Source organism: Lysinibacillus sp. NPDC097214 (genome assembly GCF_050277945.1).
In the GTDB taxonomy this organism is placed as follows: Bacteria; Bacillota; Bacilli; order Bacillales_A; family Planococcaceae; genus Lysinibacillus; species Lysinibacillus xylanilyticus_B.
This window is the reverse complement of record NZ_JBNNSS010000002.1, coordinates 664,507-685,985: the sequence shown is the minus strand read 5'-3', so window position 1 is coordinate 685,985 and position 21,479 is coordinate 664,507. Positions and strand designations below refer to the sequence as shown.

Genomic DNA, 21,479 nt, shown 5'->3' with positions numbered 1-21,479 from the left:
TTTTATTTATGCTCTAGCGTGAACCTTATTTCCTTGTACCCATACTTCACGGATATTTTCAGGGCGCACAAGATACATAATTTTTTGGAAGATATCCTGTAAATCTTCCTTGCTATCAAAAATAGGAAGTTTTGCAGAAGGTATGTTAGTATCGATGATTTGTACATCCCACGTGTAGCTTTCTTGTAATCGACCAATTGGTAGACTCAAGCTTTCTCCGCCACCTGCTGTTGCTAAATAAAATGCTTCATTAATCGTAATACGTGAATTTGGGACACCACGTTTTTCAGCAGGAAGAGAGGTATCGACACCGTCTTCTAGCATTCTAGATGACATGACTGCTTGTCTAGCATTATCGAATAGGCTAGGTGAGAAACCGCCAGAAATATCTGACCCTAATCCGATATCAACGCCTTTTGCATGGAAACGGGCAATTGGGATGACGCTATTTGCAAAATAAGCATTAGAAATTGGACAATGGCCAATCGCAGTGCCTGTTTCAGCAAATAACTGTGCATCATCATCATTTAAGAAATTACAATGTGCCATCACAGATTTATCGCCTAAGAGACCAAAGTCATGTAAGGCAAAGGCATCATTTTTCTTAAAACGTTCCTTTACGTAACCATGCTCCCAATCACTTTCACTACAGTGAGATTGAATATGTGTATCATATTTTGCAGCTAATTCTCCTAAACCTTTTAAAGCATCGTCTGTGCAGCTTGGGATAAAGCGTGGCGTTATAACTGGATAAACACCTTGTTTCGTTGAATTGGCTAATTCCTTCACTGCTAAAATAAATTCTTCTGTATCTTTAAGTGCAGTTTGAGTATTTGCATCTCGATAATAGTCTGGATTTTGTTCAGGATCATCCATCACCACTTTTCCAACTAGACCACGTTGACCTTTTTTAGCACAAATTTCCGCTAATAGCAGGCTTGCTTCTTTATGGACAGTTGCAAAATAAAGCGATGTAGTAGTTCCATTGGCAAGCAGAGTACTTACTAAATCTTCATAGACCTCTTGTGCAAACTCTAAATCGGAGAATTTGGATTCGATAGGGAAGGTGTATGTGTTCAGCCAATCATAAAGTGGAATATCTAATGCAGTTCCAGCTTGTGCCCATTGCGGTGCATGTACATGCAAATCGACAAAGCCTGGTAAGAAGTATTGTCCATTGGCTAATTGATGAAAATTTTCTTTGTGTTGATATGTAGTTAGTAGATTTTGATAATCCGCATGCTCAGGAGCTACTATTTTCGCAATCATCCCATCAGCATTAATGAAGAATAAATAATCCTTTAAAATTTGTACTTCAGTAGGAGACTTACTTGAAAAAGCTGTCCCTTTGAAAATTAACGTATATTCAGTCATAAAAACCACCTTAATGTTCGTGTATTGATGAATGTATGGATTATTATAGGTCATTGAAACTGATTCGTCTACAAAAAAACGAATATTAATAGTTTTGTTGCAGGATTTTTAAACGGTATTCACTATTTTTTTACAGCTTTTACAAGCATTAAGATGGTTCGTTGTCACAGCGTGTGGTTGATTTCCGTTCCGACTGGGCGCTTTCCTGGGGGCGTCCGATGAGCCGCTTCGCTTCGCTGCAGGGTCTCGGGCCAACACGATGTTGGTCACGAAGGCGTTATCACAGGATGTGATGGTTTTAGCCTTCGTTCCCCTATCGCTGATCCCCGAGGAGTCGCCCAGTCTCCACTCCAATCAACTTATATACAAAGCATACGTTTTAACAAATGTAATCCCTAACTTTTGGTGATGAGACATTGAGATATAGTTAGTTACAAATTTTAAAAAGACTACACTTCAATTCGTTGTTGTACAAATTTTGTGTAGTTCAAGCTTTTAAAAAATGACTGTTATGAAATGGAGTCATTGATGATGTTAATAAAAGTATTAAAGGTCGAAGAGGTATTTTGTTCATTTTTTCTTGTGCAAAGATAAATAGGACGCTGAATGTCGACGTCTTTTATAAAAACTCGCGCTACTTGCTGTCGTTGAATAAAGCTAGAAGCCGCTATGGAAGGAGCTAACATCGTACCATATCCAGCCGCAATGGCGTGAATGGATTCATTGATACCGTCCAGTTGTAGCCCTACTCTCGGTGGTGGGATTTTATGAACTTTACATAAAGCATTTAAATATTCTTTTGTTGAGCTACCATCTTCTCGTGAAACAAATGGCTGCTGCATTAATTCCGCTAATGTCACTTTCTGATTTGCCAGCGGATGGCCAAATGGGACGATAAACCAATAATCGAGATTCATGAGAAATTGATAATTAATATCTGGATGATGGCCATCCTCTTTTACGATAAAAGCCATATCAGCCTTATAGTGAAGCAATTCTTCAATAACCTGCTGGGAATTAGCCGTTTTTATGTGGATGTTAGTTGTCGGATAGGCTTGTTTATATTTTGCGAGCCATTTTGGTAATAAAAAATGGGATGGAACATGGGTAGAAGCAATTTGTAATTCTTCATTACCTGTGTTTTTTAATTGCTCTAATTTGTTTTCAATGTCCAATTCTAAATCAAATAATCGCTGGGCTTGTTTAAATAAAAATTCTCCATTTTGTGTTAAGGTAATTCCTCTACCTTTTGATTCTAAAAGAGTTAAGCCTAGTTCTTTTTCCAGATTTCTCATTTGAATGGTTACGGCAGGTTGACTAATCATTAGAGCTTGCGCGGCCTTCGAAACACTATTGAGCTCGGCTACTTTTGTGAATAATCTAAGAGCATGTAAATTCATTATGTATCCCACCTTATATAAGAATTATTTATCCTTTTATATAAATTATATATTAGATTTATTAATTTTTACTCTGTATCCTTTTAATTACAACAAGTTTTTTGGGGGTGGGGACAAAATGAATCGACAACACATCGGAATTTTATTTGGTGGGGTGCTATTACTTGTAGTGGCTATGGGGATTAGCCGCTTTGCATTTACACCAATTTTGCCATTTATGCGTCATGATGTCGGGTTTTCGTTTGAAGTTGCAGGATTTTTAGCATCGAGTAATTATATTGGCTATTTCATTGGTGCATTGTGGGCAGGATTTATCAATCGCCAAAAAAAGAACTTTTTATTGTTAAGTGTTGTTTTGAATGTCCTTTCTGTTGTTCTTATGGGAATCATTGGAATATATAGTATTTGGCTTGTGCTTCGTCTGATTGCGGGCATTACAGGGGGACTAATTTTTGTATTAACATGTAGTATTATTATGGATTATTTAGCAAAGCATTCACTTACAAAATGGTCAGGCTATTTATTTGGTGGCATTGGATTAGGAATTGCTATTTCAGGTTTATTAGTCCCTGCTATTGAAGCACGTTTTGCTTGGCAAGGTACATGGATAGGCTTAGGGATTTTATCTGCAGTTTTTTTAGTGACGACATATATACTTTGGAGAGATTTGCATGTGCAGGATAGTGTGAAAACCATAAAATCCTCTGATACAAAAATGACAAAGGGCTTTATGCCATGGCTAATCGTCGCATATGGCTTTGAGGGGTTAGGCTATATTATTACAGGTACTTTTTTAGTTGATATCATTCATAATATTCCTTCACTACAAGCATACTCTTCATATAGCTGGGTTATTGTTGGGGTAGCGGCTATCCCGTCAGCACCTGTTTGGACTGTCTTATTAGAAAAATTCTCTGCCATCAAAATTTTGTTTATCGCCTACGTATTGCAAGTAGTAGGCATTTTATTACCAGTATTTTCACAAACAGTATGGAGCGTATTATTATCGTCATTTTTATTCGGCTTAACATTTGTAGGCATTGTAACGTTAACGACCTCTTATGCACGTCAGCTATTCCCAACGCAAAGCGGTCCAGTCGTATCATTGTTAACAACGTTTTATGCTTTTGGACAAATTATCGGACCGATCATCGCGGGCCAGCTTGTGGCGGTTTATAGTAGCTATAAGGCAGCGCTTGTCTTTGCAGGAGTCATTGTATTTTTTGCATTGATTGTCATGTTATGTGGAAGATGGATCACGGTTAAACGGCAGGCCACTTTAGACAATGTATTGCCTATCAAAACTCAATCCAGTCCTTAAATAAGAAAAGCCAGAAATTCGATTAGGGATTTCTGGCTTTTGTTTTTACTTAAAAAATAATTCAGGTAAGCAATTACCTCACCGGTTTTTTTATGTTGAAAGGAAAGGAAAGTAAAATAGATGGTTTTGGAGTGAACGCTAGCTAAAAGTTGACTATAAAAGAAATTATTTATTATGTTTAGTTAAACGAAAACATGGGAGGAGGATATTAGGTGGATAAGCGTGAGCGAACGAGAGCACAAATATTAGTAGCGGCAAAAAATGTTTTTTTAGCAAATGGGTATAAGGAAACGACGATCAAGTTAATTGCCAAGGAAGCAGGGCTAGGTTACGGGACGATTTATTCTCATTTTAACTTAGGGAAAGAGGAAGTTTTGGCAACTTTAGTTGAGGATGTTATGAGCCCATTCTATAAAATTGCAGAGCTAAATTATACACCTAAAAATAAGCAAGAGGCTTTTAATTTTACGTTTAAAAATATATATAATTATTTATCCTTGGCAGTTGAAAATAAGGAAATATTTAGATTGATACATGAAGCAAAAGGTGTGTCACCGTTAATTGGGGAGAAATGGGAATCAATCACGGATCAATTTATTAGGAGGGTGTCTGCCAACGTAGAAATTGTTCGACAGCTAGGGCTGATCCGCAATGAAAATTATCATGCGGAGGTTATTGCGAGTTCGTTGTATTACATTGCAGAGCGGTATTTATGGAAAATTATTTTGGACAAAACAGACATTCCAATTGAGGAAATTGCGCGTGATGTGGCAACAATGTATACATTTGGTTTGTTTAAATAATTCTGTTCAAAGCGAAGAAATGCTAAATAATAACAAAATTAGCTAATGACGCGGCGTCTATTTCTTATTTATAATTAAAATAATGTTATAAAGGGAGGAATTGAAATGTGGTTAAATCAGTCATGTTTAGAGGGCGGAGTTGAAATGTGGTTAAATCAATCATGTTTAAAAATTGACACCGCGTCAGTTTTGGAGGAAGATTGTTCGCTTTCGGAAACTTTCTTTAAAAGAACTGCCACTGATGAGCAATGTATCGAAATGTATAAACATATGGTACAAGGAAGAATCTTTGATGGGATTGCATTGAAATTTCAACGCCAAGGAAAAATAAAAACATATCCGCCAATTAGAGGGCAAGAAGCGGCACAGGTTGGAAGCGCTTACGCATTGAATTCGAATGATTGGATTTATCCTAGTTACCGAGATATTGCGGCTTCATTTGTTCACGGGATGCCTATCGATAAGTTCTTTTGTTACACAATGGGTAAGATGGCTGGGCAGCATTTAACTGATTTATCTATTTTTCCTATTCAAATCGTTATTGGAGCGCAATTTTTACATGCGGTAGGTGGGGCATGGGCTAGTAAATATAAAGGGGAAGATAGTGTTTCGGTTGCTTATATGGGTGATGGAGGTACCTCTGAGGGCGATTTCCATGAAGCATTAAATTTTGCAGGTGTATATAAATTACCAGTGGTTTTCTTTATTCAAAACAATCAATGGGCAATTAGTAATCCAATTCATAAACAAACCGCTAGCCAATCAATCGCACAGAAGGCGTTGGCTTATGGGATTACAGGAATTAGAGTAGACGGCAATGACGTATTAGCAGTTTATGAGGCAACGAAGCTTGCTATAGAAAAAGCTAAAAATGGAGAGCCTGTGCTGATTGAAGCTGTTACATTCCGCCAAGGACCGCATACAACTGCAGACGATCCGACGAAATATAGAGACCAAGCTGAAGTTGAGCAATGGCTGACAAATGACCCTATAGAAAGAATGAAAAAATTTCTTATTACTACTGGGCTATGGGATGAGAGGCAAGAGGAGGAGCTGTTAAATGACTGCGAAGAAATCGTTTTAAAAGCCTATGAAAAGGCACTTACAATCGAAAAGACAACGATTCCAAAAGTACTAAGAGCAACGTATGAAACAATGCCTCAAAACTTAGTAAGACAATTGCAACAAAGAGGAGAGGTGTAATGATGGAGATGACAATAGTACAGGCAATCAATACATGCTTAACCCAAGCAATGGAAAATGATGAAACAATCCTCTGTCTCGGTGAGGATATCGGGAAAAATGGTGGAGTTTTCCGTGTGACAGATGGGCTCATGGAACGTTTTGGAGAAAGGCGTGTAGTTGATACACCGATTGCTGAGTCTGCAATTATCGGAGCTGCAGTAGGTTTAGCCACTAGAGGACTTAAACCAATAGCAGAGATACAGTTTTTAGGGTTTATTTATGAGGCGATGGATCAAATGGTAGGACAGGCCGCACGCCTTCGTTCTCGAACGGAAGGCACAGTTACCGTGCCACTGGTTGTTAGAGCACCGTACGGAGGAGGGATTCATGCACCTGAATTACACTCAGATAGTTTAGAAGCATTGTTTCTACACTCACCAGGTTTAAAAGTAGTCATGCCAAGTACGCCTTCCGATGCTAAAGGGTTACTCGCAGCGGCGATTAAAGATCCAGACCCAGTATTGTTCTTAGAGCCGTTGAAGCTATACCGAACGATAAAAGAGGAAGTACAAGAAGAATATTATGAAGTGCCAATTGGTAAGGCGTCGATTGTTCAAGAAGGGGAGCATGTGACCATCGTTACATATGGTCCGAGTGTCGTAACGGTTAAACAGGCAGTAGCGCAATTACAAGGGCAGGGTGTGTCTGTGGAAATTATTGATTTACGAACAATCGCACCTATTGACTATGAAACCATCATTCAGTCGGTAGATAAAACTGGCAGACTAGTCGTTGTTCATGAAGCGGCAAAAACAGGCGGTGTAGGGGCGGAAATCGCAGCAGTTATTGCCGAAAACTGTATGTATGCTATGCACGCACCGATTTTACGTGTCACAGGTTATGATACACCGTTCCCAGTATCGAGCATTGAGGCAGAATGGATGCCAACCGTAGCGCGCATTGTTAGTGCAGTACAAAATGTCATGAAAGAATAGGGAGGGATAGTAATGTATGATTTTTTACTCCCTGATATAGGGGAAGGTTTACATGAAGCAGAAATTGTTGGCTGGTTTGTAAAGCAAGGGCAAAAAGTAGCGATTAATGAGCCTTTAGTAGAGGTTCAAACTGATAAAGCCGTTGTAGAAATTACAGCTCCAATTACAGGGGTGATTGAGAAGCTTGGAGGCGAGCAGGGAAATACCATTACGGTAGGTAGTCTGCTTTGTCAATTTAGTAAAACCTCAGATTTGTCACCACCCCAGCAAACACAGCCACTTGGAGAGAAAAAAGTGGAGAGTATGCCGAAAGAGAAGATTGAATTTTCAGTATTAGGAAGAGTGAAGGCAGCTCCTTCAGTTAGAAAAGCAGCGCGCACTATGGACATTAATATTGAAGAAATACAGGGCAGTGGACCAAACGGACGGGTGTTGCGATGTGATTTAGATAGACATGCTAAACAATCATCGTCCCCGATAGCACTAGTACAAAACAAGTCAAAACGTAGTGAAGATGAAGTTAATGAAAATAAAATCATCCCTATTCGTGGCTTGCGCAAAGCAATCTTTGAAAATATGCAAAAAGCCGTTTCTAAAGCAGTATTATGTACAGGAATGGAAAAAATTAATGTAACGAAATTAGTGGATTTTAGAAAAAGTATTCAACAGCTGCCGGAAATGAAGGACAAAAAAATAACTTACTTACCTTTTTTTGTAAAGGCGGTTGCTACAGCTTTACAGGAACATGAGCAGTTTAATGCCAAGGTAGATGAAGATCAAAAAGCACTTGTGATTTTACCTTATATTCATATTGGCGTTGCAGTTGCTACTTCAGACGGTCTACTTGTGCCAGTGATAAAGCATGCAAATAAAAAAAGTATTTTTGAAATTGCAGAGGAGCTAGAAAGCTTATTGGCAAAGGCTCTTTCTAAAAAAGCAACGGTAGAAGATTTAACAGGTAGTACGTTTACGATTTCTAGTACAGGAAAGGACGGGGCAACATTTGCGACGCCGATTACTAACTATCCTGAAGTAGCAATCCTGGGCACTCATAAAATTGTAAAAGAACCAATCGTAGTAGAAGATACAATACAAATTGGCCATACAATGACACTGTCTTGCACATTTGATCATCGTGTTATTGATGGCGAGCCAGTAAATGCATTTATGCGTAGTGTAGCAGGCTATTTAGAGGAACCTGCACGTTTTTTACTATAGTTCAAAAATGATAGAGATGCTTGCCAAAGGATTAGCAAGCACAACAGAAAAAATAGTGGCAATTTCACAGGTTTCAATTAGTCAAGCTGCGGCCTATTTAACTGGTCGATGTGCAAAATGAGATTTACACACCCAATAAAATAATTTATGCCTCGTAAACGCACTGTCGCGTTTACGAGTTTTTGTATTATCTAGACAGTAAAAGGGGTAGTAGTAACGCATGAGTATGGGCTCTTTTCATATGATTATCTCCCAAAAAAATATTTACTGTATTGTTTTTTCCAAGAATATATAAACAGCTCGAATACCTAGGCTTCTTTTACAACGGACAGTAAAGTAACTATTGAGGAATGGCTATTGCTCGTGGAAATTCCTGATGAAAAAGGTATATAATGTAGATAAATCTTATATTGGTAATGCTGACGTATATGCATCTCTAAAATAAGCAAATCATCGTTGAGGAGAGGAGAATAGAATGAGGAAAAAAATTATTATAACATTATTAACTTTTTCATTGATCTTGCCTTTTAGTCAAACTGCTCAAGCAGCAAATCTTAGTAAACAGTATTTTGATGTTACAGAAAAAGATCTTAAAAACAGTATCATTATGTCGCCTCAAAGTACAAAAGCATTTATAAATGGTAATATGGTTTCCGCAGTACAACCAATTGTAAAAGATGGGAGAACCTTAGTGCCACTTCGCTTTATTTCTGAAGGCTTTGGTGCAAAAGTAGATTTTAACGCTAAAAATAATACCATAACTATTAAACATTCAGATAAATCAATAACCTTGAAAATAGGGGACAAGGCTATTGCTGTTAATGGGAAACATATTCAAATGGACGTTGCTGCAAACCTTTATCATAATTCAACCTATATTCCGTTAAGATATATTGGTGAGGCCTTTGATAAAAAAGTAGTATATTTAAAGAATGAAGTCATACAACCGTATAGTTTGATCATTATAAGGGATGTAAATGCTACAGAGCTTGAAAATCTTAATCTAGTACGCCTCTGTGAATTGCTATATCAAGGAAAATCTGTCGTCTATAGTGATCGTTTTATGGCAGTGATTAAAGAAAAAGGTCAATTATTCTATAGCAATGATTTTTCTTATTTCGAACCCTTTGTTTATCAGGAGTTTGTAGAGGATAAAAATGTGGTTAAGTTAGGAGATTTGTGGTTTAAAACAGATAGGGGCAATTTTTATTTGGACTACGCTTATGCCACTACGGGAGAATTTATTTTATATTATGTGGATGGACAAGACATTTCAAGAGTAGCCATTGAAAAAGCACCGATTAAGGCTGTGAAAACTTATCAGAATAATGTCTATTACCTAACAAGATATGAGCGTGGTGTAGTAAATGCTCATGAAACGAGTAATTTAAAGTATGCAACGCTTAAAAATGGGCAGTGGGTTTCTGATTATTTAGGTAAGCCAGGATTTTACTATGGTTTTGATACTTTAGCAAATCCATATAACTGGAAAATAGATGGTAACGGCATCTACATTTTTGGTTATAATAGATTTGGAGATTTAAGCTCAGAAGAAAGAAAAGAAACTTTTGGGAATTACAGAATAGACTTTGAGGGTCATAATCATGAGGTAGTAAAACCTTAAAGTTTGAGTTTGGTTGATGTAGAGAATTGGCTGGTTTGAGTTCGGTATTTATACGGGACTTAAGCCAGTCAATTTTTGTTTAATCCGTTTGTTATTATAGTAATCGATGTGGAATCGGAAAGGAGTTCACATAGGATGTTAGCCTGAAATCATAGCATCCATGACGATAACGGATAACTGACCTGCATCGGTTGTTCATTAAAAAGAGAATAGAGTAGGTCAAGTAAGCAAGTTATGTAATAGCTGTTGACAGACTCTTTTAATGAGCTAAAGTTTTACTTATACAATATTACGAAAAAATGAGGTGCGCATATGATTTTAATAAGTTCTTGCTTAGCGGGATTAAAGGTACGATATAACGGAAAAGATAGTTTAGATGAAAGAATTCAAAAGCTTGTGTTAGAAAATAAGGCGGTGACTGTATGCCCTGAACTTATGGGAGGTTTTTCGACGCCTCGTGAGCCCGCTGAAATTGTTGGTGGAGATGGTGAAGACGTTCTTGATGGAAAAGCGAAAGTGGTTGAAAAATCCGGCCGTGATGTAACGGAGCTCTATCTAAAGGGCGCATATGCAACATTAAAAAAAGCACTCGAACTAGGTGCGACTAAGGTTATTTTAAAAGAGTATAGTCCATCCTGTGGCAGTGCAATGATTTACAATGGGGATTTCAATGGTACAAAATTAGTTGGCATGGGCGTAACAACTTCCCTGCTTAGAAGAAACAATATTGCGGTCTTTTCTGAAGAAGATTTTTTTACAGATATCAAATAATTTAATCATTGTAAGTAATGAAAAGTTGAATTCCTTTCGATATCAAAAGGAACCTCGTGCATTTTGCTTGAACCACATGTTGCCGATACGCCATTTCGATTGATCGCCTTTACTAGAGGTGCTAATAATTTGTTCAGCATCGATAGGAATATGAACAGTTTCCATGTCATCACATCCAATCTAGTTTGAATTTCTTTTATTATATAGTGTTATCATCATTTAACGCACGAAATATTGCCCAACCAGTATTGTTTGTCGCTTCTTTAAACTTGGCTTTTTTAGAGTCAAAAGTGATGATATATAAGAAAATAAATAAATTAAAAGACTAGCTTGATTAAAGACCATCTTTATATCAAAATGATCGCCCCCACTACATAAGTAGATCAGGGGGCATTTTTTAGTCAACAAGTAAAATTCGCGGTGAGGTTTTAGCGATAATTTTCGTAGATACCCAGCAACCAAGACAGGCTACCACAACACTCATGAGAGATAATCGCCCACAACCATCTCTTCATCCAATTATTTAAATACATTGTGCTCTCCTACGAATGGTTTTGAGTAGTAAATTTATAGCCAACGCCCCAAACTGTTTGAATATAAATAGGACAAGATGGATCGTTTTCAACTTTTTCGCGTAGACGCCTAATGTAAACGGTTATCGTATTTTCATCACCATATGCGTCATAGCCCCAAACAGCATCGAGTAACTGATTTTTGGAGAAAACCTGATTACGATATTTCATTAGAAAAAATAGTAGCTCAAATTCTTTTGCAGATAGAGGAACATGCTTTTTATCACAGGAAAAAGTATACTCATTTTTATTGATTTCCATATGATCGATTCGTATAATATCCATCTGGCTCGCATTGTCCTGCAGCCATCTATCCTGTTTCCGTAAATGGGCGTTTATTCTTGCCACAAGCTCACTTAAAGAAAAAGGCTTTGTCATATAATCATCCGCACCGAAGCCTAAACCAAGAACTTTATCAGTATCACTGTTCCGAGCACTTAAAATTAGTATAGCAACATTACTATTTTCACGAATTTGGCGACATAATTCGATTCCATCGCAATCAGGGAGAGAAAGGTCAAGAATGATAAAGTCAGGAGAGATTTCTTTCATATAATGGAGTGCCTCATGACCAGTTCTAGCGATATGGGGATCAAAGTGGTTAACGCTTAAATAGTCCTTTATGATATTTGCAATATCACCTTCATCTTCTATAATTAGCACCCTTGTTTTATTAACCATAAGAACTCTCCTTCTTTAGAAATTTATCTCCTTTTTCGATTCGAAAGGAGGAAGAACAACATGATGACAAAGGTCGAATAGACGAAAATCCAAGCAAATTGCCAATAAAAACTGTTTGGTATTGATTTTATAGAGTCTTCTGAGCCCATCATTTCCAATGAAAAACGGACAGGGGGAAGTAGCCAAATGAGTCCCTTGATCTGAAGAATTGTTTCTTTTAAAGTAGCAATCACGACAGAAATAATTAAGATGCCAAGTACACCCCACCAAGTATTTTGCTTGTTTTTAACGAGTTCTCTCGTAAATATAGCTGAAAGTGCAATCGCTAGTACAGATAGACTAAAATGTGAGAGGAATCCTAGTAATTGATGTATCAATCTTGGTTTTTCTCCAAAGGCGCCAATAAGAGTAGGGTAGACTACTGATACCCAACTTAAGAAAAACCCAATTAGTACACAAATCATAAAAATTCCTAAATTATATTGCGTTCGACTTTTGGCATGAAGTGTTGTAATTACTTTTTGGCCTTCATCTTCAGCGTGAAATAGTGTAATTGTAAACCATCCCATTAGAAAAAATAGAATGATAGCTGTAAACGAATAACTATCTAATATTGGATTTGGTACAAAGGAATAATTTACAACAAGGCATAAAATGAAAATTGAAAAAGGTGGAACATATTGATAGGTCCTTACATAATTGAAAAATTGATAGCGCAATAAACTTGTCATAACAACGTCTAATCCTCCTTAAAAATGGGTATAAAATTGTTCTTCCTTCTGATTGATAGGGGTTAATTGCTTGATAGAAGCTTTTTTGTGAAGGAGATCCAATAATACTTGATCTGTATCTTCGTTCTTCATAACGGCAATTACCTCATGACAACCATTGTTTAAAAGACATTGTTGTTGAATTTCAAGAAAAGGGAATAGATTATCTAATAATTTCGCGCTTGAAATTTCGAAAATTAATTTATTTTTCGGTATATCATTTTCATTGAATGATTCCACTTGAATGACCCTACTATTTTGAATAACAAGAACGGTATCAACAAGATGTTGCAGTAATTTTGTTTCGTGACATGTTAAAACGATACTCAACCCCTTGGACTTTAAAATTGAAAGTGTTTCTTCTAAATCACTTTGGGCCTTAGGATCGAGTCCTGATAACGGTTCATCTAAGATTAATAGATCTGTGTCTTCAAGCATTGCTTGCATAATCATAACCTTTTGCTTCATACCTTTAGAAAAATTAACAATCCGAGTGTTCCGAGCTTCTTGTAAATGAAATAATTCAAGTAACTCATTTATTTTTTGCTGTAGTTGTTTTTTGGTCATCCCTCGAATCCTACCCATATGATAAAGATATTCTTCAGGTGTAAATAAAATATGTGAAGGAGTCACTTCTGGCACATAGCCAATTTTTAAAGATTGTCGATGTTTTACAATAGAACCACTGTCAGCATCCACTAATTCCGCAATGATTTTTAGAAGAGTACTCTTACCGGACCCATTCTTTCCTACTAGGGCTATAATTTGATTGGCACAAATAGAAAATGTAGCACTTTCTAAAATTGTCTTACCTCTATATTGTTTAGAGATGTTCTGTATTTCCATAATCGTATTCATCTTTACACACCTTTTTTAGGCTTTTTTTGTAAGTCATTTTCGTTTCTATATGTCCGTACTTGCGAAATTCAAGACCATTATCTGTAAAATAGTATAGATGAATATTAGTACTTTTGCTAATAGAATTTTGGTGTAATTTACCTTATTTATTTATTTTTGGAGAAAGTTTCGGATGTTGAAGATGATATTTGTGTAAATGTATATATATTAGTTGATTGGAGTGGAGGCTGGGTGACTCCTTGGGGATCAGCAATAGAGGAAAGAAGGCTAAAATCATCACATCCTGTGATAACGCCTTCGTGACCAACATTCTGTTGCCCCGACGTCCCCAGGAAGCTTTGCTCTGTGCGAAAGCGAAGCGTCAACAACAAAGCGCCCAGCCGGAACGAAAATCAACTCCACGTTATACTGATGGGTCCTAATTTATAATGAAAAGGTTCTGCCCAATTTTTTTGAGCAGAACCGTTTCAATTATAATGATCGATATTTTTTTAGACTTACAATATTTAATGTCATAAATACAAGAGCGAAGCAAGCAAGAATCACTAAGTCTACTAGAATTTCACTAAAGGAATAACCCTTATACATAACCCCATTCAACGCGTCAGCGGCATAGTATAGTGGCATAATTCGGCCAATATTTTGCAGCCACTCCACCATATTATCCAGTGGGAAAATACCTGAAAAGAAAATTTGCGGCACAATGACAAGCGGGATAAATTGCATCATTTGAAACTCTGATGCAGCAAAACTTGATAACAGAGCTCCTAATGATAATGAAACAAGTGCAACGATAATATTGATTAGTAGCACAAGCCAAATGGAGCCGACGTGTACAATATCAAGGACATAAACCCCGAATACTACAATAATAGTCGTTTGAATAAAAGCAAACAATCCATAGCCAATCATATAACCAGCTACAATTTCAGAACGCTTAATCGGTGTCGCTAGTAAGCGTTCCAAAGTCCCTGAAGTTCGTTCTTTTAACAACGCTATCCCTGTAATCAAAAAGACGAAAAAGAAAACAAAGAAGCCTGTCAGCATCGGGCTGAAAATATCAAAAATAGCGGTATTTTCATCGCCATATACATAATCAGTCGTCAACTTCATCATTGCAGATTGTTCAGGCTGCACAACCTGAGAAAGCTTCATCTTTAAAGCCTTGGCTGTTGACGGATCATCATTTAATAAAGTGAGCTTCAATTGACTTTGCTGAAAAGCTAACCAGCCATCATATTTTTCATCATTTAAATTGGCGATATTGAAATCATTTTTTTCGATAACATGAAAATCTGCTTCTTCAAGCTTTTCAATTAGTGATACAGGACCATTTGATACGACTAGTGTCATGTCAGGTTCATTACTATTAAAAACAAAATACATTAACGAAAGCACAAGAAGAGGGGCAAAAAATAATAAGGCAAGTGTACGTTTATCGCGTATCATTTGCTGCATTATTCTTGTGACAATTGCGCCGATTCTCATAGTGCTTCACCTCCAGCCTTTAAAAACACTTCATCAAAATCCTTTGCCTGATAATGAGCTTTCAAATCATGTGGTGTTCCATGTGCAATGATCTGACCATTACGTAGCATAGCCAACTGGTCACAGCGCTCGGCTTCATCCATTGCATGTGTCGTTACTAAAATTGTTTTTTGCTCATCGTTTTTTAAACGAATTAGCTCCTGCCAAATTTCTTTTTTCAATACGGGATCGATACCAACAGTTGGCTCATCTAAAATCAACAACTTTGGATTTTGGATAAGGGCAATTGCAAGGGATAATCTTCGTTTCATCCCCCCAGAATAATTCAACACCTTACTATTTAAATCATCCGTTAAATGAACAAGGCTTGCAGCATAATTTACACGTTCCGCACGCTCTTTTTTTGATAATCGATAAAGCTTAGCAAAAAAATGAAGATTCTCTTCACCGGTTAAATCCAAATACAGTGCATCAGATTGTGCCATATAGCCGATATCCGTTAGTAATTGCTTATGGGGGACTGTATAATTTAACACTTGAATATGACCATTATCGGGCTTGATCATTCCCATAATCATTTTAATTAATGTCGTTTTCCCACAGCCTGAAGGGCCAAGTAAGCCAATTAGCTGTCCCTTTGGAATTTCTAAGGAAAGCGGGGCAATTACTTGTTTTTGATGAAACTTTTTTTCAATGGAGTTGAGTGAAATTGCATTGTTTCCCATCTAACCATCTCTCCTTTACTAAACACAGTGTTGATACCTGAAATTTTAAGGTAGTGAATTGGTAATTACAATAAACAAATAACTAAAAAGTGTTAAGTGATTTTGGATTTCTACGTTTTCGAGCAAGGTAAAATCAGACTACCTAAATCAATCAAAAAATGGACTAATGCTAATTTAAATGAATCGTATTGGTTTATTTTGGGGTTTCTGTGATAAGTACGGATGTGCATTTCGGTGCTACATTTTTCCCTCAGACACTTAAGGATTTTTAAAATAGCCATTTTACTAAATTCAATTAATGGAAATAACTAAGAAGAATGCCGATAAATAAGGTAAATGCTGTAATGACTACTACTTTTTGACCTTGTTGTAATCATTGAGGTAACTATCTAACAACATTGCTAAATACAAACGGAATAAGTGATAATTCAATGGGGGTTCTAAATGTCTATTCACGATATGATGAATTTTGAAACAAAACGAGCTATAAAAAATGCATTACTTGTACAAATAGAAGAAGTAGGTTTTGAAAGGGTAACAGTAAAAAATTTAGCTACTACTGCAAACATTAATCGAGGAACTTTTTATCTACATTATAAAGATAAATTTGAAGTGATGGAGGATTTGCAGCAAGAATTATTAAATGAACTAGAAAGCTATGTAAAAAACGTGCAACCACTAGATGCTTTTCAAACGATAAAATTAGGTCAACTTTATCAGCCATTTATTGCGGTGTTTAAATATATTAAAGAGCATGCGACAGCCTTCCGAATTATTTTAGGGGAGCAGGGGAGTCCTGCCTTTAGCAAGAGGATGAAGAAAGTTTTTAGTAATCATATTTTGGACAGAATCTCTGTTATGCGGGAAGAAGGACTTGATCCAGAATTTCAACGATATTTTGAGGCTTTTTTAACTTCCGCAATTTTAGGTGTTATTCAAGAGTGGTTAGACAGTGGCGATGAGAATTTAAACGTGGAAGAGTTAGCCATGATTCATTTTCGATTATTGCGCTTCCTTGGTAATTTGGCATCTTTGCAGCAATGAGTTTTAACAAAGATTTCTAAATCTAAGAATCTGCTTGCTCTAAGAAAGCAAGCAGATTTTTACCTTTAGCATTTATAAATACAAATCACGTTTAACAAAAACACGAATAGCCAGCATATAGCATAGCATCCCAATTACAAACAATGCCCCTAGCATCCAAAGAGACGAGCTATCTTGAGTCATTAATTTTTCAGGTGCAAACAATGAGTAAATCGTGAAGTACTTAAGCTTTTCTAAAGAACCACCCATATTACTAAGCGCTTGAATTAAATAAAAAAGAATAGGAATTCCTGTACTATACGCATAAGAGGTTCTTAAATCCTTGCTACTGCAGGATACTAAAAAGCAGTAGCCACTAATGGCAAAATGTAAGAAAAAAAGACCGCCATTTAATGTCAAAAAAGCACTTAAATCTAATTCATTTGGAAATAGAATCCCTGAAAATATGATGGCTATCAAAGTTGTTACCGTGAGCAGAATAAAGATGCTAGCAACCAAAAAAAATGCTTGCGTGAAGACAATTTTAAAACGTGTATTCGGTGTTGCAATTAAGTATGCCATAGAACCATTATCGATATAGCCCATCACTAGTTTATTTGCCAACATAATAATGAAGACTAACGGCAAAACTAGTAATAAAAATCCATACAAATAGGTAGATAGAAATTCAATTAACGAATTACCTATGTTACTCATACCAAATGCTGACATCAATTCTGGCATTGTTTCGGTAAGCTTATTAAGAGTATTGCTCATTTCAGGGTTATACATATAAACAATACTAATGATATAGAGCATTAATACAGCGAGAATAATACTAAAAAGTTTAATAGTAGCGAGCATCTCATGTTTGAGCAAAGTAAAGTTCATGATTCTTTCCCTCCACTTTCGTAGTAATGCATGAATATATCTTCAAGTGATTGTGAAATGATATCGAGGTCGATAATTTTATAATCTGCTAATGTATGAAGTAATGTTTGGACATTACCCTGAACTTTTATAATTGCTTGTGTTGGTCCGATCTGTTCTATAGTATGTTGCTCGCTTAAAAAACGAGATAGCTCTTGCTCGCTTTGAAATTCAATTAAAAACTTTTTAGATTTTCGCTTTTTTAAGTCCGCAATTGTTTCTGTTGCAACAATTTTCCCAGCATTAAGGATCGCTACACGGTCACAAGTTTTTTCAATTTCTTCAATCATATGAGAGGACATGAATATTGTCGTTCCTTTTTCTTTTTCAGCTAAAATAAAATCGATAAACTTAGTTTGTATAAGAGGATCTAATCCACTTGTCGGTTCATCAAGAATGACTATCTCTGGGTTATGCATAAATGCACAAATGAGACCTACTTTTTGCTTCATACCCTTTGACATTTTCTTAATAAGCCCAGTGGCATTTAATTCAAAGTATTGCATGAGTTCATGAGCTCTTGTTAAATCATGTAACCCTCGCATTTGGGCAATAAATTTGATAAATTGTTGTCCAGTCATTTTATCGATAAACGCAATTTCACCAGGTAAATAGCCTACAAATGTTTGAATGTCAGCCGTAGATTGGCGACAATCTAAACCTTTAATAAAACACTGTCCTTGTGTAGGCTGTAAGAAGCCCATTAAATGCCGAATTGTTGTAGATTTACCTGCGCCATTGGGACCTAAAAATCCGAACACTTCACCTTTTTCGATTTGTAAGTCCACATTTTGTACACTATAAAAATCTCCAAACTTTTTAGTTAAATTATTGACCTCGATCATGGCCATACATTTCACCCCTTCGACTGTTCTTTATAATGATTATAAGGCTAATTTTCAAAAAATAAATTACTATACAATGCAACTCTAATCAGTGGGGGCCAAAGGCTAATTCGATATAAAAAAAGAACATGAATGGCTTCTTTAAAAAGACTCCTTCATGTTCTCCGCCAAGTGATGACAATTTTACATGTTATAACAGCTTGAAGATATTTATTCTCCATAATAATTATTCAGTGCTACTTCTAAACGTTCTTCTAGGTGCTTCGAAATATAGCTCAATACAAATTGCTCCTTTTCCATCTCAATTTGAATGGAACGGAAAAATTTTTTGAAATAGCCTGCCTTATTGTCTATCGAAAATTGCTGTAATGCTTCTGTCCGTAATGTCGACACAATTTCATTTTCAATATGACGCTCACGAATTTTTTGAACAATATCCTTTACGCTATGCTCCTCTTGAAGTTCGGATATTTGTTTTTTTAAATTTTCATTTTCTTGTTTAAGTTCAGATGTTTCTTTTTGAATTTCTTCTACTTGAAGATTCGATTCCGAGGATACTAATTGAATTTTTTGTGCGAGAAAGTCTTGATTGATCGTCACTTGCATGGCTCCATGTTCTTCATTGGGAAGAAAATTAAAAAGCCCAGTTTGTATCATTTGCTGAAGAACATTTCCGAGAACATCAACTTTATTGGCTAAATCATCAGTACCCATAGTTGTTGCAGTTATTTGATGTTTGATGAGTTGACCATTATCATCAATTCCTAATAAAAGTTTTAAGCCTTTGACACGTAGTTCATCTTTTAGCAGTAAAATCATACGCAGTCTTAAAATGGCAGGGAGGTTCAAACGAATATTAGTGTTTGGGCTATTCGTAACATTATCAAAAATATACTGTTCGAATGGTTTAATGTAATAGCGAAGCTTCGCTTCCGTTATTTCAAACCAGCTAGCGACTTCTGAAGTAGAATAATAATTTGTTTCCTCAATATACGCTAAATAGTCGTCATTGTAGAGTATTTCTTCTAATGGCGTATTTTTTTGTATTACGACAAACAATGGGTCATGTTGTACCATTCCGAGTACCAATTCTTTTGCATTATTTAGTTTAAGCATCCATTTACACCCCACTTTATTTTTCCGTATCAATTGTTCCCTATATAGGTTTCTATTCCACTGGAAGCAATTGTATGACTATTTTGTGAAGGAAATAATTATTAGAACAAATGACCTAAAAACCTTTTCTCCCGCTTTAACGGTCGGTAATTTATCTATACCGAAGCGTCAAGTACAAGACTCCCACCAAAGAATTAAAGCAATGCAACGAGGTGGGAGGTTATCTGTCCATAAAAGCCCGATTGGTGAAGACTAATAATCCGTTGGGATAAAGAACCCCCACGGATTAAAGTTTCACTTTAGGACTCTTAAGAAAAATTTAAGAAATCTCCTCGGAAATCTTTAAGAAATGCTCTTTATATTAAAAGTATTCAAATAATACTTTGATCGGGGAGAAAATGTATGTTAACGTTCCTTACTGAATTTATAAAACATCCAAAAACGATAGGTGCGATTTCACCTAGTTCTAAAAAATTAGCAAAAAAAATGGTCGATCAAATTTGTTTTGAAAACGCCCGATGTATTGTTGAGCTAGGACCGGGTACGGGTTCATTTACGAAAGAATTAGTGAAAAGAAAAGAGCAGTCAACAAAGTTAATTCTTATTGAAAATAATAAGGTTTTTTGTGACAAGCTACGTGAACAATTTGAACATGAGCCGAGTATAATCGTAATACATGGATCAGCTGAGAATTTATGCATATATATGTCAGCATTAAATATCAAAAAAATTGACTATGTCGTATCTGGGTTACCTTTTACATCATTGAATCCTGCCATTTCATCACGTATTTTACAAAATGTAAAGGAATGCTTAGAGGACGGAGAATTTATCACATTCCAATATTCACTTATTAGGAAATCCTTTATCCAACATTATTTTGAGGATATTTCACATGAAAAAGTATGGATTAACCTTCCACCTGCCTATGTGCTCAGCTGCAAACTTGGAAATGTGAGGGCTAGTTAAATGGGGTTACAAGATCTTTTATCATATATTGAGCAATACGGTTATTTTGCTTTATTTTTCAGCTTATGGCTAGGAATCGTTGGTATGCCCCTTCCTGATGAGATGATTGTGATGAGTGGTGGATTTTTATCATCGTTAGGAAAAATGAGTGTGTTGAAAGCTTTTGTACTAACTTATTTTGGCGCAGTTTCAGGACTTTCCTTAGGATTTATCCTTGGAAAAGTGTTTGGCCATAAAATACTTGATAAATTGGTGAAAAAGAAAAAAGCTAAATATTTATTACAATCAAAAGAACTAATAGATAGGTATGGTCATTTTGCTTTAGTTATAAGCTATTTCATACCAATAGTGAGACATATACTTCCATACTTAGTAGGTATGAATAACATGTCGTTTAAAAAATACGCTTTGTATTACTACACAGCAGGTTTTGTTTGGACATTGATTTACTTTACACTTGGTTTGTTCTTTGGAAAACACATTGAAAGTATTTCCATGCTTGCAACAAAATACGGTATATACTTTGGCGCTTTCGTCTGTATTGCAGGGTGTTTTTATTATATTTATACACGAAAATTAAAGTCGGTATCGTAGAATGTTTTATTATTTTTATATACGAAAAATAAAAAAATAGTTAAAATTAGGAATTGTAATTATGAATAGGAATATTTTGCATGAAATAGGTTGATTGGAGCGAAGACTAAACGCCCCCGGGCAGCTTTGCTCTGTTACGAAAGCAAAGCGCCAAGTTGGAACGACAATCAACCTCATGTTATAGTGCTGGGTCTAATTAATGTGAATCTGATAATTA

At 36.1% G+C, this 21,479-nt stretch carries 20 protein-coding genes and 2 pseudogenes; 10 read left to right on the top strand and 12 right to left on the bottom strand.

The features are described from left to right. Positions 1–6: 6 nt before the first annotated feature. The gene (gene guaD, locus ACQKMI_RS07190) at positions 7–1,374 is read right to left on the bottom strand and encodes a guanine deaminase (protein WP_427487942.1); all 1,368 of its coding nucleotides are present in this window, start codon (positions 1,372–1,374) and stop codon (positions 7–9) included. A 509-nt stretch (positions 1,375–1,883) separates the two neighbouring features. Beyond that, positions 1,884–2,774: a LysR family transcriptional regulator gene (locus ACQKMI_RS07185; protein ID WP_427487941.1), complete on the bottom strand. Its 891-nt coding sequence runs from the start codon at positions 2,772–2,774 to the stop codon at positions 1,884–1,886. Between the two features lie 118 nt (positions 2,775–2,892). Here ACQKMI_RS07185 and ACQKMI_RS07180 point away from each other — a divergent pair, with 118 nt between their 5' ends. The 6 genes from ACQKMI_RS07180 to ACQKMI_RS07155 all read left to right on the top strand — a co-directional run bounded on the left by ACQKMI_RS07180 (position 2,893) and on the right by ACQKMI_RS07155 (position 9,920). Then, on the top strand, positions 2,893–4,095 hold the full coding sequence (locus tag ACQKMI_RS07180; RefSeq protein ID WP_427487940.1) for a YbfB/YjiJ family MFS transporter: 1,203 nt from the start codon (positions 2,893–2,895) through the stop codon (positions 4,093–4,095). Between the two features lie 212 nt (positions 4,096–4,307). Then, entirely contained in the window at positions 4,308–4,898 is a 591-nt protein-coding gene (locus ACQKMI_RS07175; RefSeq protein WP_323650475.1) for a TetR/AcrR family transcriptional regulator, read from the top strand. 105 nt (positions 4,899–5,003) lie between these two features. Beyond that, the gene (gene pdhA / locus ACQKMI_RS07170) at positions 5,004–6,101 is read left to right on the top strand and encodes a pyruvate dehydrogenase (acetyl-transferring) E1 component subunit alpha (RefSeq protein WP_427487939.1); all 1,098 of its coding nucleotides are present in this window, start codon (positions 5,004–5,006) and stop codon (positions 6,099–6,101) included. Further along, positions 6,101–7,078 carry an alpha-ketoacid dehydrogenase subunit beta gene (locus tag ACQKMI_RS07165; RefSeq protein WP_427487938.1) on the top strand — a complete coding sequence of 326 codons (978 nt, stop codon included), beginning with the start codon at positions 6,101–6,103 and terminating at the stop codon, positions 7,076–7,078. The genes pdhA and ACQKMI_RS07165 overlap by 1 nt, the downstream gene beginning before the upstream one ends. A 12-nt stretch (positions 7,079–7,090) precedes the next feature. Beyond that, the gene (locus ACQKMI_RS07160) at positions 7,091–8,296 is read left to right on the top strand and encodes a dihydrolipoamide acetyltransferase family protein (RefSeq protein WP_427487937.1); all 1,206 of its coding nucleotides are present in this window, start codon (positions 7,091–7,093) and stop codon (positions 8,294–8,296) included. Positions 8,297–8,771: 475 nt separating this feature from the next. Next, the gene (locus tag ACQKMI_RS07155) at positions 8,772–9,920 is read left to right on the top strand and encodes a copper amine oxidase N-terminal domain-containing protein (protein WP_427487936.1); all 1,149 of its coding nucleotides are present in this window, start codon (positions 8,772–8,774) and stop codon (positions 9,918–9,920) included. On the opposite strand, the pseudogene ACQKMI_RS07150 reads toward ACQKMI_RS07155, so the two are convergent. Beyond that, positions 9,917–10,031 (bottom strand): annotated as a pseudogene (locus tag ACQKMI_RS07150) (IS3 family transposase); the annotation flags it as partial. The gene ACQKMI_RS07155 and the pseudogene ACQKMI_RS07150 overlap by 4 nt on opposite strands. Positions 10,032–10,232: 201 nt before the next feature. Between ACQKMI_RS07150 and ACQKMI_RS07145 the strand changes: the two are divergent. Next, positions 10,233–10,691 (top strand): DUF523 domain-containing protein, encoded by a 459-nt coding sequence (locus ACQKMI_RS07145; RefSeq protein ID WP_427487935.1) that lies wholly within the window; start codon positions 10,233–10,235, stop codon positions 10,689–10,691. A gap of 42 nt (positions 10,692–10,733) precedes the next feature. Here the strand turns inward: ACQKMI_RS07145 and ACQKMI_RS07140 are convergent, their stop codons facing one another. From ACQKMI_RS07140 to ACQKMI_RS07115, 6 genes are all read right to left on the bottom strand, one after another. Continuing rightward, positions 10,734–10,856 (bottom strand): hypothetical protein, encoded by a 123-nt coding sequence (locus ACQKMI_RS07140; protein WP_427487934.1) that lies wholly within the window; start codon positions 10,854–10,856, stop codon positions 10,734–10,736. Between the two features lie 377 nt (positions 10,857–11,233). Further along, positions 11,234–11,944 carry a response regulator transcription factor gene (locus tag ACQKMI_RS07135; RefSeq protein ID WP_427487933.1) on the bottom strand — a complete coding sequence of 237 codons (711 nt, stop codon included), beginning with the start codon at positions 11,942–11,944 and terminating at the stop codon, positions 11,234–11,236. A 23-nt stretch (positions 11,945–11,967) separates the two neighbouring features. Then, the gene (locus tag ACQKMI_RS07130) at positions 11,968–12,675 is read right to left on the bottom strand and encodes an ABC transporter permease (RefSeq protein ID WP_427487932.1); all 708 of its coding nucleotides are present in this window, start codon (positions 12,673–12,675) and stop codon (positions 11,968–11,970) included. 18 nt (positions 12,676–12,693) lie between these two features. Beyond that, the gene (locus ACQKMI_RS07125) at positions 12,694–13,560 is read right to left on the bottom strand and encodes an ABC transporter ATP-binding protein (RefSeq protein WP_427487981.1); all 867 of its coding nucleotides are present in this window, start codon (positions 13,558–13,560) and stop codon (positions 12,694–12,696) included. Between the two features lie 483 nt (positions 13,561–14,043). Beyond that, positions 14,044–15,060: an ABC transporter permease gene (locus ACQKMI_RS07120; RefSeq protein ID WP_427487931.1), complete on the bottom strand. Its 1,017-nt coding sequence runs from the start codon at positions 15,058–15,060 to the stop codon at positions 14,044–14,046. Then, positions 15,057–15,785 carry an ABC transporter ATP-binding protein gene (locus ACQKMI_RS07115; protein WP_427487930.1) on the bottom strand — a complete coding sequence of 243 codons (729 nt, stop codon included), beginning with the start codon at positions 15,783–15,785 and terminating at the stop codon, positions 15,057–15,059. Before ACQKMI_RS07115 ends, ACQKMI_RS07120 begins: the two co-directional genes overlap by 4 nt. A 444-nt stretch (positions 15,786–16,229) precedes the next feature. On the opposite strand from ACQKMI_RS07115, the gene ACQKMI_RS07110 reads away from it, so the two are divergent. Then, positions 16,230–16,829, top strand: coding sequence for a TetR/AcrR family transcriptional regulator (locus tag ACQKMI_RS07110; protein WP_427487929.1), 600 nt, complete (start codon positions 16,230–16,232; stop codon positions 16,827–16,829). 72 nt (positions 16,830–16,901) lie between these two features. Here ACQKMI_RS07110 and ACQKMI_RS07105 read toward each other — a convergent pair whose 3' ends face one another. The 3 genes and pseudogenes from ACQKMI_RS07105 to ACQKMI_RS07095 form a co-directional block, all read right to left on the bottom strand. Then, complete coding sequence (locus tag ACQKMI_RS07105; RefSeq protein ID WP_427487928.1) at positions 16,902–17,699, bottom strand: ABC transporter permease; 798 nt, start codon at positions 17,697–17,699, stop codon at positions 16,902–16,904. Beyond that, positions 17,674–18,583, bottom strand: a pseudogene (locus tag ACQKMI_RS07100) (ABC transporter ATP-binding protein). The gene ACQKMI_RS07105 and the pseudogene ACQKMI_RS07100 overlap by 26 nt, the downstream one beginning before the upstream one ends. A 210-nt stretch (positions 18,584–18,793) precedes the next feature. Continuing rightward, a complete protein-coding gene (locus ACQKMI_RS07095) occupies positions 18,794–19,699 on the bottom strand; it encodes a hypothetical protein (RefSeq protein WP_427487927.1) in 906 nt (301 codons plus the stop codon). Between the two features lie 402 nt (positions 19,700–20,101). Here ACQKMI_RS07095 and ACQKMI_RS07090 point away from each other — a divergent pair, with 402 nt between their 5' ends. Beyond that, positions 20,102–20,668, top strand: coding sequence for a class I SAM-dependent methyltransferase (locus ACQKMI_RS07090; RefSeq protein ID WP_427487926.1), 567 nt, complete (start codon positions 20,102–20,104; stop codon positions 20,666–20,668). Further along, complete coding sequence (locus tag ACQKMI_RS07085) at positions 20,669–21,262, top strand: DedA family protein (protein WP_427487925.1); 594 nt, start codon at positions 20,669–20,671, stop codon at positions 21,260–21,262. It abuts the gene before it with no gap. Positions 21,263–21,479: the final 217 nt, after the last annotated feature.

Bases quoted from the DNA above. Each gene is read 5' to 3' on its own strand.
- guaD (WP_427487942.1), bottom strand. From the start codon at position 1,374: ATGACTGAATATACGTTAATTTTCAAAGGGACAGCTTTTTCAAGTAAG.
- ACQKMI_RS07185 (WP_427487941.1), bottom strand. From the start codon at position 2,774: ATGAATTTACATGCTCTTAGATTATTCACAAAAGTAGCCGAGCTCAAT.
- ACQKMI_RS07180 (WP_427487940.1), top strand. From the start codon at position 2,893: ATGAATCGACAACACATCGGAATTTTATTTGGTGGGGTGCTATTACTT.
- pdhA (WP_427487939.1), top strand. From the start codon at position 5,004: ATGTGGTTAAATCAGTCATGTTTAGAGGGCGGAGTTGAAATGTGGTTA.
- ACQKMI_RS07165 (WP_427487938.1), top strand. From the start codon at position 6,101: ATGATGGAGATGACAATAGTACAGGCAATCAATACATGCTTAACCCAA.
- ACQKMI_RS07160 (WP_427487937.1), top strand. From the start codon at position 7,091: ATGTATGATTTTTTACTCCCTGATATAGGGGAAGGTTTACATGAAGCA.
- ACQKMI_RS07155 (WP_427487936.1), top strand. From the start codon at position 8,772: ATGAGGAAAAAAATTATTATAACATTATTAACTTTTTCATTGATCTTG.
- ACQKMI_RS07145 (WP_427487935.1), top strand. From the start codon at position 10,233: ATGATTTTAATAAGTTCTTGCTTAGCGGGATTAAAGGTACGATATAAC.
- ACQKMI_RS07140 (WP_427487934.1), bottom strand. From the start codon at position 10,856: ATGGAAACTGTTCATATTCCTATCGATGCTGAACAAATTATTAGCACC.
- ACQKMI_RS07135 (WP_427487933.1), bottom strand. From the start codon at position 11,944: ATGGTTAATAAAACAAGGGTGCTAATTATAGAAGATGAAGGTGATATT.
- ACQKMI_RS07130 (WP_427487932.1), bottom strand. From the start codon at position 12,675: ATGACAAGTTTATTGCGCTATCAATTTTTCAATTATGTAAGGACCTAT.
- ACQKMI_RS07125 (WP_427487981.1), bottom strand. From the start codon at position 13,560: ATGGAAATACAGAACATCTCTAAACAATATAGAGGTAAGACAATTTTA.
- ACQKMI_RS07120 (WP_427487931.1), bottom strand. From the start codon at position 15,060: ATGAGAATCGGCGCAATTGTCACAAGAATAATGCAGCAAATGATACGC.
- ACQKMI_RS07115 (WP_427487930.1), bottom strand. From the start codon at position 15,785: ATGGGAAACAATGCAATTTCACTCAACTCCATTGAAAAAAAGTTTCAT.
- ACQKMI_RS07110 (WP_427487929.1), top strand. From the start codon at position 16,230: ATGTCTATTCACGATATGATGAATTTTGAAACAAAACGAGCTATAAAA.
- ACQKMI_RS07105 (WP_427487928.1), bottom strand. From the start codon at position 17,699: ATGAACTTTACTTTGCTCAAACATGAGATGCTCGCTACTATTAAACTT.
- ACQKMI_RS07095 (WP_427487927.1), bottom strand. From the start codon at position 19,699: ATGCTTAAACTAAATAATGCAAAAGAATTGGTACTCGGAATGGTACAA.
- ACQKMI_RS07090 (WP_427487926.1), top strand. From the start codon at position 20,102: ATGTTAACGTTCCTTACTGAATTTATAAAACATCCAAAAACGATAGGT.
- ACQKMI_RS07085 (WP_427487925.1), top strand. From the start codon at position 20,669: ATGGGGTTACAAGATCTTTTATCATATATTGAGCAATACGGTTATTTT.